Here is a 2248-nt window from a genome sequence, read left to right on the forward strand (position 1 = left end):
CTATTTATTTTTAGAATTCACCATAAATAAAAAAAGCACCGGGCAAATAATTTGACCCGGTGTTTTTTGTGAAACTATCAAACGAAGATGGTGTTTACCATCTATCGCGGTCATCATCGTCGCGTCTGCCACCGCCACGCCTCTCACCACGTGGGGGCCGAGGACGAGCCTCGTTTACTTTCACAGGACGTCCAGCAATCTCCTGTCCATCCAATCCGGCAATCGCCGCTTCCGCCTCAGCTTGATCGGGCATTTCGACGAATCCAAATCCTCTTGACCTTCCACTGTAGTGGTCCCGAATGACGTTGGCGGTGTCAACCGTTCCGTAGCTTTCAAAAGCATCTCGTAAGTCATCATCCGTGGCATCATATGACAGATTACCGACGTAAATATTCATCTGAATTACCTCTCTGAAAAGATGTTGTTCAAAATTTGCAAATGTTTCTGGACTTTGGACACGGAGGTTGGCTTCCCCCTCATCGACTGTACATTCGAGTGGTGCACAGTTCATCGATGAATCGACACCGTGCCATCTTATAGCTTACCCCTTGATAGGACCACCACATTCCGTGTGTGCCATCACCTCTCCCCGCATCGTGGGACTTGAGAGGTCGGGCATCTGTCAGATAACATCGTCGTCTCTGAGTTTTTATTGACGCCATTTCATTAAAAGTGACGTGATACCTTAAACGCTGTGAGATACTACGTTGTGGTCTCACAGAGAAACGCCATCGTGAATGATTTTCGTTGGAGAAAAATGAGAACAGGAATTCAAGGACTCTCATGTTCCCCAATCGACTTTAACCGTTGCACTTAGCAATTCGCAAAACAGCAGAGCATTGGTAGATGTTACTCCGATGACTGTCAAGCAGTAATGGTTGAGGAAATTCGTGCCAATTTCGATCTTGCCTCAATCCTTTGCTCATCTACTAGTTACATATTTCTAGCGGCATTGAGCCTGCTTGACATCATTTCTCAATAATATTATAAGTCAAGATAGCATAAACATCCAGAAGAAACTTCTGTTGTACAAAATTTTCCGAGATGTGAGTTGCTCTACGTTTTCAGCATTGAAAAGTCGGTCATAATGTGGGATAATCAATAGGCTGTAAGATTTTGCAGATAATGATTATCGTAATGGAAGGAGAGGCGGATGAATCAAACGGCAGATGTAATCGTGGTCGGCGGCGGGGTCATTGGATGCTTCATCGCTTACGAGCTGTCAAAAGCGGGACTTGAGGTGGTGGTGGTAGAAAAGGGGCAGGTAGGTGCGGAAGCCTCCAGCGCAGCTGCCGGGCTGTTGGTGCCCCTGCACATGGCGGAGGAGGAACGCGCACTTTTTGAACTCCACTTGGCTTCGACGAAGATGTTTCCTGCGCTTGTGCCCGAACTCGAAGAGGAGACAGGTATCAGTGTTGAGTATATACCGTCTGGGATTCTGAGGGTTGCTCTGAACGAAGAAGAGGAAACGGTTTCGCAGTTTCAAAAGTTGGGGGAAGCCTTTGGGATGGCGATAACGTGGTTGGATGCAACAGAGCTACATTCCCTTGAGCCTGCATTAGCACCGGCAGTTTGTGGGGGTATCCTTTCCCACGATGAGGCTTACATCAACAATGGCCGCTTGGTCCTCGCACTCGCCAGAGGTGCTTCCGTGCGAAATGCTCGATTCCATGAAGGATGTCTTGCAACCGGTGTGAGACGAGAAAACGGACGCTTTTTGGGGATCCAGACAAACGAAGGGGAGATTTCTGCCGGACATCTCGTGATAGCGACCGGGGCGTGGAGCGACCGGGGCGTGGAGCCGTGTTTTCTGCGAAGTGTTGGATATAACCATCCCTGTCATTCCTGCGCGTGGACAGATGTTGGCGGTCACAACTATTCCGCGTCTGCTTCACCATCCCATCAATTCTAGCAACGGGGCACTAGTCCCCCGTGCAGATGGCTCGGTCCATGTCGGGGCGACGGTTGAGCATGTCGGCTTCGATAAGCGTAACACCCCCGAAGCGATCGCGGATCTGTTAGAAAGGGGGACGGCGGTTGTCCCCGCCTTGAGCGAAGGGCGGGTCGAAAGGATGTGGTCGGGGTTACGTCCTTTCTGTGAGGATGGACTTCCTGCGATTGGAGGGCTTCCCGGATGGGAGAATGTCTCGGTTGCGGCGGGACACTTTACGATGGGCATCACTGGCAGTCCGATAACGGCAAAAATTATCAAAGAACTGATAGTGGATGGGCATTGGGATCAGTCGAT

General features: G+C 50.0%; 3 protein-coding genes. 2 read left to right on the forward strand and 1 reads right to left on the reverse strand.

Going from position 1 to position 2248, the window contains the following annotated elements:
* Positions 1-94: 94 nt before the first annotated feature.
* Positions 95-397, reverse strand: coding sequence for an RNA-binding protein (locus J4G02_10560; protein MCE2395016.1), 303 nt, complete (start codon positions 395-397; stop codon positions 95-97).
* A 756-nt stretch (positions 398-1153) separates the two neighbouring features.
* Between J4G02_10560 and J4G02_10565 the strand changes: the two genes are divergently transcribed.
* Together J4G02_10565 and J4G02_10570 are read left to right on the forward strand one after the other, a co-directional pair.
* The gene (locus tag J4G02_10565) at positions 1154-1912 is read left to right on the forward strand and encodes an FAD-dependent oxidoreductase (protein MCE2395017.1); all 759 of its coding nucleotides are present in this window, start codon (positions 1154-1156) and stop codon (positions 1910-1912) included.
* On the forward strand, positions 1863-2248 hold a 386-nt coding region (locus J4G02_10570), incomplete at its 3' end, for an FAD-dependent oxidoreductase (protein ID MCE2395018.1). The genes J4G02_10565 and J4G02_10570, both read left to right, overlap by 50 nt.

The organism is Candidatus Poribacteria bacterium (assembly GCA_021295755.1).
Taxonomy (GTDB): domain Bacteria; phylum Poribacteria; class WGA-4E; order WGA-4E; family PCPOR2b; genus PCPOR2b.